This window comes from Pseudomonas cuatrocienegasensis, from assembly GCF_900110925.1.
In the GTDB taxonomy this organism is placed as follows: Bacteria; Pseudomonadota; Gammaproteobacteria; order Pseudomonadales; family Pseudomonadaceae; genus Aquipseudomonas; species Aquipseudomonas cuatrocienegasensis.
The window spans coordinates 197,522-204,260 of the sequence record NZ_FOFP01000011.1 but is presented as its reverse complement, the minus strand read 5'-3'; the positions used below and the strand labels follow the sequence as shown (position 1 = coordinate 204,260).

Below are 6,739 nucleotides of genomic sequence, written 5' to 3'. Positions count from 1 at the left end.
AACCCTGGAGCCCCCGTACTGTCTGTATCAGAGCCACCATGAGCGCTAGGGTCTGTTCCCGTTTCGTCGCAAGCCGCGTTGCCGCGAAAAATCTCGCCAGGCCGGGCGGCGTTCCGCTAGGCGGAGGACGCAGGGAATGGTTGTTCCCTTGCCAAGTCCTCCAACAACGCATGGCGAGATTTTGCGCGCAACCTAGGCGGCCCCACCCGAAGGGCCGGGCCCGTTTTAGCGCGATGCTGCGTTTCTCGATGGCTCATTTAGCCCGCTAAACTTCGCATCTCGTGCCTTGCCTCGCGCTAAAACTGGCTCCGGCGCGGCCGCGAACGAAACGGGAACAGACCCTAGGAGTTCGGATGTTTTCAGGTCTACCCTATGAATACCTGCTGGGTTGGCTGATCGCCCTGATCCATGGCCTGGGCACAATCGCCGCTGTGCATGCTGTGCTGACTGTGCGCACCGCCCAGGGCGCCATTGCCTGGGCGTTGTCGCTGTTCTTCATGCCCTACCTGACCTTGCTGCCGTACCTGGTCTTCGGCCGCAGCCGCTTCGATGCCTACATTGCCGCGCGCCGCGACATCGACCGGCAGATGCACAGTGCCGTGGCCGACCTCGACTGGCGACCCTGGGTCGAAGCCACGGTGCAGCCTGGCGATGCACCGGCCTACGATCGCCTCGCCGCGTTGCCGCGGCTGGGTCGCCTGCCCTGCCTGGGGCAGAACCGCGTACAACTGCTGATCGATGGCGAGGCCACCTTCGCCGCCCTGTTCGAGGCACTGGAGCAGGCCCGCGAGGTGATCCTGATACAGTTCTTCATCGTCCACGACGACGCCCTCGGCCGGCGCCTGCAGGCCCTGCTGCTGGCGCGGGCAGCGGCCGGGGTGCAGGTGTTTTTCCTCTACGACGGGATTGGCAGCCATGCGCTGCCGCGCGCCTACCTGCAGCGCTTGCGCGAGGGCGGCGTCGAGGTACATGCCTTCCCCACGCGCGGTGGCTGGTTCAATCGCTTCCAGCTGAACTTCCGTAATCACCGCAAGGTGGTGGTGGTCGATGGCGAGGTAGGCTTTCTCGGCGGGCTCAACGTGGGCGATGAATACCTGGGCCTCAAGCCGCCCCTGGCGCCCTGGCGCGATACCCATGTGGCGGTACACGGCCCGGTGGTCGCGGCGCTGCAGGAGTCCTTTGCCGAGGACTGGTACTGGGCCACCCGCACGCTGCCGCCATTGCTGCTGCCCTCGGTCTACCCGGAGGAGTCGATGCGCTGCCAGTTGATCGCCAGCGGCCCGGCCGATGCCCAGGAAACCTGCTCGCTGCTGTTCGTCGAGGCAATCAACTCGGCCCGCGAGCGGCTCTGGCTGACCAGCCCGTACTTTATCCCCGACGAAGCGCTGTTCAGCGCCCTGCGTCTGGCGGTACTGCGCGGCGTGGATGTGCGCTTGCTGCTGCCATCACGCCCGGACCACAAGGTGGTCTACGCCGCCTCCAGCCTGTATGCACTGGAGGCGCTGCGCGCCGGGGTGCGGGTGTTTCGCTACCGGCCGGGGTTCCTCCACCAAAAGGTGGTGCTGATCGATGACGAGGCGTGCCTGATCGGCAGCGCCAACCTGGACAACCGCTCGCTGCGGCTGAATTTTGAAGTCAGCCTGCTGACCGTCGACCGGGTGTTCGCCGGCGAGGTCGCGCAGATGCTCGAACGCGATTTCAGCCACAGCCGCGAGCTGGTCGGCGCCGACCGCAAGCAGGCCCATCGCCTGCAGCAACTGGGCATGCGTGTGGCGCGGCTGATCTCGCCGATTCTCTGATCTGTGGCTATGGTTACAACGCTGCTCGCTGTCATCCCATGTGGCCGTGCCGATTACCGCCGAGACGCGATGAACGGCGATGCCCCACCGTGCGGCACAGCGACGATGCTTTTGTGCGAGCCGCGTTCCGCGCACGAATGCCATGGGCAACGCCGAGGTCACTGAATGGCTGCAATCGATTCGCCCCGAGGCGGGGCTCCTACCGTATTCGGTGGCTCACACACGTATTGCGGTTATAGCCTGCACAGGGTTGCAACAGCCAATTGGAACATCGTCTTATGAGAAGCCTGTTCGCCCTACTGCTCTGCCTTAACTTGTACGCGCCATCCACCCAGGCCCAGGAGCACTTTCGCGTCGGCGTGGAGCTGCAGTCCTATCCGCCCTATTCGGCAGTGCAGGACGGTCACTATCAGGGCTATGCCCGCGACCTGCTCGATGCCTTCGCTGCCGATCGCGGTTACCGATTCACCTATGTGCCGCTGCCCGTACGCCGTCTGCTAAGCGACTTCCTCGCTGGCCGGGTGGACCTCAAATACCCCGATCATCCGCAATGGAATGCCACGCAAAAGGCCGGCCATACCGTGCATTACAGCCAGCCCACGGTGCCTTATATCGATGGAGTCCTGGTCAAGCCCGGACGCCTCGGCCAGAGCGCGGCCACCTTGCAATTGCTGGGTACGCAAAATGGCTTCACCCCCTGGCCCTACCTGAAGGAAATCCGCGCCGGGCGCATCAAACTGATTCAGGCCAACCAGGTCGACTCGCTGCTGCAAATGGTCATAAATGACAGAATCGACGGGGCCTACCTCAACCCCAAGGTGGTCGCCTACCGCCTGCACCAGCTAAACCTGCCGGCGGATACCCTGGTCTTCGACCCGCAGCTCGACCATATGGAAGACCATTACTACCTGTCGGGCATCCGCCATCCGCAACTGATCGCCGAGTTCAACCGCTTCCTCAGCGAGCAGGCTGAGCAGATCACCCAGATCCGCGCGCGCCACGGCCTCTGACAAAACCAGAAAATCTCGCAGTAGATCAGGTGTTTCTGCAACACCACCTAAGCCGCTTGAGCGCAGGATGATCGGAGCTAGTTCCCTCGCAGACTGCCGCAATCCGCCGCCACCCAGCGCGCACGGGTTTGCAGGCTGCCTTCGCGGGCCTGGCCGTTGTGGGTGAAGGTGCCGTTGAGGCGGGTTAGGAACTCGCGATCGCTGAGAAACTGGGTTTCGCCCTGCCCCTGGCCTTGGGGGCAGCTGAAGGTAAAAGCCCAACGCTCGGCGCTGCGCTCGGTAATGCGCTGGCTGCAGCCGGTCTTGGGGTCTTGCAGGGGGATCTGGCCGGAGTCGATCTGCGCTTGGGTCATGCACACCTGCACGCCCTGGCCGCCAAACTGCACGCCCTGCTCGGCCATGGCGCCTTCGAGCATCTGCCGTTGCGCGGCGGGCAGGCCTTCGAGCAAGCGGTTGACGTCGGGCAACGCCTGGCCGTCGACCTGCATGTCGCTGGAACTCAGCTCCCATAGGCCTGGTTGCAGGGGTTGCGGTTGAGCGGCTGCGAGCAGCGGCGTCAGGCCAAGGGCGAGCAGCAAGGAGGAGCGCAAGGCGGTGGTCATGGCAGGCATCTCGCAGTGAAGGGCATGCTGGATAGACCACAACCGCTCGTTATCGTCCCGCTGTTTTATTCCTCGACCTGCTGATACAGCTGCAATCCGCGCGCCTGGTAATTACCCAGGGCGCTGGGGTGATCGAGGCTGCAGGTGTGTACCCAGACCCGCTCTGTGCCCGCCCAGGCCCAGGCGGATGCCAGCGCGTGGCTCAGCAGCGGGCCACCGAAACCGCGGCCGAAAAACGCCTCGACCAGGCCAAAGTAGAGAATTTCCACATCATTGCCGACCCGCTGCAGCTCGTAGTAGCCGGCAATCGCGCCCTGATGGTAGGCCACCCAGGTGCGGTGCCCAGGGTGCTCGACCAGGTCGCGCCACTGGGCGTCACTCAAGCTCAGCTTATCCGTCCACTGCCAGGGGCCGCCGACCAGTTGGTAGAGGAAGCGGTTGAACGGGAATTGCTTGATCTGGCACTCGACCACCGTCAGCTCCGGCGGCAAGGGCTTGCTGCGCAGCGCGGCGGGGTCGCGCATCTCCAGGTAATAGGTGACAAAGGTCGGCGCTGACACAAAGAGCTCCAGGGACAGGGTAGATGGTCGAAACCCTAACGAACAAAACCCCCACCGACAACGTCGCATGGGGGTTTTCCTCAGGGTCGCCCGCGCTTGTGGCGCAGGGAGCGGACGCACGCCGAACGTGGTCCTGGCCGGTACGCGCCTAGGCGGGTTCCGGGGGGCTTTGCTCACAGCTCCAGAGTTCCAACGCGGGCTGGGCTGCTTGTGGCGGGCCGAGCCATTCACTCATCGAGTGGCAACGCTGGTTGAAACACAGTTGGTAATCCCCTGCTTCGGGGGTTCGCCCCACACGCAGCGGTTGCAAGGGCGGTAGCTGGCGCTGGTAATGCCAACTGCCCTCGCGCAGTTCGGCGCCGTCCGGAATCTCCATGCCGGCGCCAGAACCCTTGACCCGCGCCTCGCCGAGCAGCAAACCCTCGGCGGTGACGCGGTAATCTTCTTCCCAGCGGATCTTCTCGATCGTATGGGTCCAGGCCAGGGTAAAGGCCGGGGTGGGCACCTGTGCCCAGACAACCCCCGCCAACCCCAGGCACAGGCCCATCACGCCGCTGCCACCTGGGCACGACGTGCACGCCAGAAGTGCTGAGCGATAAACAACGCCGCCAGGGCAAAGCCGATTTCATCACTGGCCGGTGTGGCCAGGATCAGGCTGGCGCCTGCGGCAAAGCCCAGGGCACGCTCCCACCAGCTCAGCTTGGCCTGCAGGTAGCCGGTGAACACCGCACCCCAGATACCGATGGCGACAAACGCCTTGAGCACCACATAGAGCGTGGCCAGCCAGCTATCGCCCTGCAGCATCAGCGCCGGCTCGTACACCGCCATAAACGGCACGATAAAGCCGGCAATGGCGATACGAATGGCCCACAGGCTGATCTTCAGCCCGGTTTCCTTGGCGATCGGCGCGGCCGCGAAACAGGCCAGGGCCACCGGCGGCGTCAGGTCGGCCATGATGCCGAAGTAAAAGACGAACATGTGCGAGACGATCAGCGGCACGCCCAGGTCCAGCAGCGCCGGCGCGGCAATCGAGCTGGTGATGATGTAGTTGGGGATGGTCGGGATACCCATGCCCAGCACCAGGCAGGTGAGCATGGTCAGCAGCAGCGAGAGGAACAGGTTGTCCTGGCCCACGGCGAGGATATAGCCGGCGAAGGTGGAGGCCACCCCGGTCAGCGACACTACGCCGATGATCACCCCGACCAGCGCACAGGCGATGCCCACCGGCACCGCATGGCGCGCGCCTTCGACCAACGCATGCAGGCAGATGGTCAGGGTTTCGCGGCCGCCCTTAATGAAGAAGCAGATCGCCACCAGCAACGCGACCACACCAAACACCACGCCGATACCGAGCTGGAAGAAGCCCGCGCAGAGCAGGCCCAGGGCGACCCAGAAAGCGATGCGCAAAGCGAACGAGGACACCCGCAAAATGATCGCCGAGCCGAGAATGACGATGGCCGTCAGGGCCAGCCCAACCATGCCGGAGAACAGCGGTGTGCGCCCGGAGAACAGCAGGTAGATCAGGATGAACAGCGGGATCAGCAGGTACCAGCGCTCACGCACGGCAGCCCAGGGGTTCGGACACTGGTCCTTCGGCAGGCCACGCAGGTTGGCGCGCTTGGCTTCCAGGTGAACCATCCAGAAGGTCGAGCCGAAATACAGCAGCGCCGGAATCAGCGCGGCCTTGGCCACTTCGATAAAGGGCACGTTGATCGTCTCGGCCATGATGAACGCCACAGCGCCCATGATCGGCGGCATGATCTGGCTGCCCATCGACGAGGTCGCTTCGACGCCACCGGCAAATGCCGGGCGATAGCCGAAACGCTTCATCAGCGGGATGGTGAACTGACCGGTGGTGACCACGTTGGCCACGCCGGAGCCGGTGATGGTACCCATCAACGCCGACGACACCACCGACACCTTGGCCGGACCGCCAAGCTTGTGGCCGAACAGGCCCATGGCAAAGTCGGTGAACAGCTTGATCATCCCGGCCTGCTCGAGGAAGGCGCCAAACAGGATGAACAGGAAGATATAGGTAGCCGAAACATAAGTCGGCGTGCCGTAGAACCCTTCTGTGCCGAATGCCAGCTGGTTAACCAGTTGGTCGATGCCATAACCGCGATGCATCAGGTCGCCGGGCAGGTACTGGCCGAACAGGCCATAGGCCAGGAACAGTGCACAAATCAGCGGTAGGGCAATGCCCATGACCCGGCGCGCCGCCTCGAAAACCAGCACGGTGAGCACCAGGCCCACGGCCATGTCCAGGCTGGTGAGGTCGCCGGAACGTTGAATCAGGTCCGCCTCGAAATACCACTGGTAGGCAGCGGTGCCCATGCCGACCAGGCCGATCAGCCAGGCCAGCGGTTGCCAGGGCTGGCCCTTGCCGGCCCCCGGAAAACTGATGAACACCACCAGCAGCAGGAAGCCAACGTGCACGGCACGCAGCACCTGACTGGAAACGGGGTGGAACGCGGCCGTGACGATCTGAAAGATCGAGAACAGCAGCGCAACGGCGAACAGCGCCTTGGGCCACTCGCCGGGATTGGCCGCCAGGCCTTGGTTGGAATCACTCATGGAGCGCGAACCTCGTGACTACTGCGATACGTCAGAGTCGCCAACAAAACCTACCGTCCATGGACGCCGGTTTTATTCGCAACTCTACCTACGGGATGACCCATGGTGGCGGTCTGAAAAGGACGTGCCGCACGGCGCGTCCTCTCAGCCGAGCCTGGGCGTTCGCCTCGCGGCTGCCCAGGCTACACGCCTAA

At 63.9% G+C, this 6,739-nt stretch carries 6 protein-coding genes; 2 read left to right on the top strand and 4 right to left on the bottom strand.

The window, feature by feature from the left end; translation table 11 throughout:
• Positions 1-353: 353 nt before the first annotated feature.
• Both cls and BMW49_RS16275 read left to right on the top strand, forming a co-directional pair.
• On the top strand, positions 354-1,799 hold the full coding sequence (gene cls / locus BMW49_RS16280; protein WP_069519444.1) for a cardiolipin synthase: 1,446 nt from the start codon (positions 354-356) through the stop codon (positions 1,797-1,799).
• Between the two features lie 278 nt (positions 1,800-2,077).
• Positions 2,078-2,809, top strand: a complete 732-nt coding sequence (locus BMW49_RS16275) for a substrate-binding periplasmic protein (RefSeq protein ID WP_069519443.1) — start codon at positions 2,078-2,080, stop codon at positions 2,807-2,809.
• Positions 2,810-2,886: 77 nt separating this feature from the next.
• On the opposite strand, the gene BMW49_RS16270 is transcribed toward BMW49_RS16275, so the two are convergent.
• The 4 genes from BMW49_RS16270 to BMW49_RS16255 all read right to left on the bottom strand — a co-directional run bounded on the left by BMW49_RS16270 (position 2,887) and on the right by BMW49_RS16255 (position 6,545).
• The gene (locus tag BMW49_RS16270) at positions 2,887-3,411 is read right to left on the bottom strand and encodes a DUF3617 domain-containing protein (protein ID WP_069519442.1); all 525 of its coding nucleotides are present in this window, start codon (positions 3,409-3,411) and stop codon (positions 2,887-2,889) included.
• A gap of 65 nt (positions 3,412-3,476) precedes the next feature.
• Positions 3,477-3,935: a GNAT family N-acetyltransferase gene (locus BMW49_RS16265; RefSeq protein WP_069519450.1), complete on the bottom strand. Its 459-nt coding sequence runs from the start codon at positions 3,933-3,935 to the stop codon at positions 3,477-3,479.
• Positions 3,936-4,119: 184 nt separating this feature from the next.
• On the bottom strand, positions 4,120-4,521 hold the full coding sequence (locus BMW49_RS16260; RefSeq protein ID WP_069519441.1) for a DUF1850 domain-containing protein: 402 nt from the start codon (positions 4,519-4,521) through the stop codon (positions 4,120-4,122).
• On the bottom strand, positions 4,518-6,545 hold the full coding sequence (locus BMW49_RS16255; RefSeq protein WP_069519440.1) for a TRAP transporter permease: 2,028 nt from the start codon (positions 6,543-6,545) through the stop codon (positions 4,518-4,520). Before BMW49_RS16255 ends, BMW49_RS16260 begins: the two co-directional genes overlap by 4 nt.
• Positions 6,546-6,739: the final 194 nt, after the last annotated feature.

Excerpts from the sequence above, each read along its gene's own strand:
- BMW49_RS16265 (WP_069519450.1), bottom strand. The coding sequence starts at position 3,935 with ATGCGCGACCCCGCCGCGCTGCGCAGCAAGCCCTTGCCGCCGGAGCTG.
- cls (WP_069519444.1), top strand. The coding sequence starts at position 354 with ATGTTTTCAGGTCTACCCTATGAATACCTGCTGGGTTGGCTGATCGCC.
- BMW49_RS16270 (WP_069519442.1), bottom strand. The coding sequence starts at position 3,411 with ATGACCACCGCCTTGCGCTCCTCCTTGCTGCTCGCCCTTGGCCTGACG.
- BMW49_RS16255 (WP_069519440.1), bottom strand. The coding sequence starts at position 6,545 with ATGAGTGATTCCAACCAAGGCCTGGCGGCCAATCCCGGCGAGTGGCCC.
- BMW49_RS16275 (WP_069519443.1), top strand. The coding sequence starts at position 2,078 with ATGAGAAGCCTGTTCGCCCTACTGCTCTGCCTTAACTTGTACGCGCCA.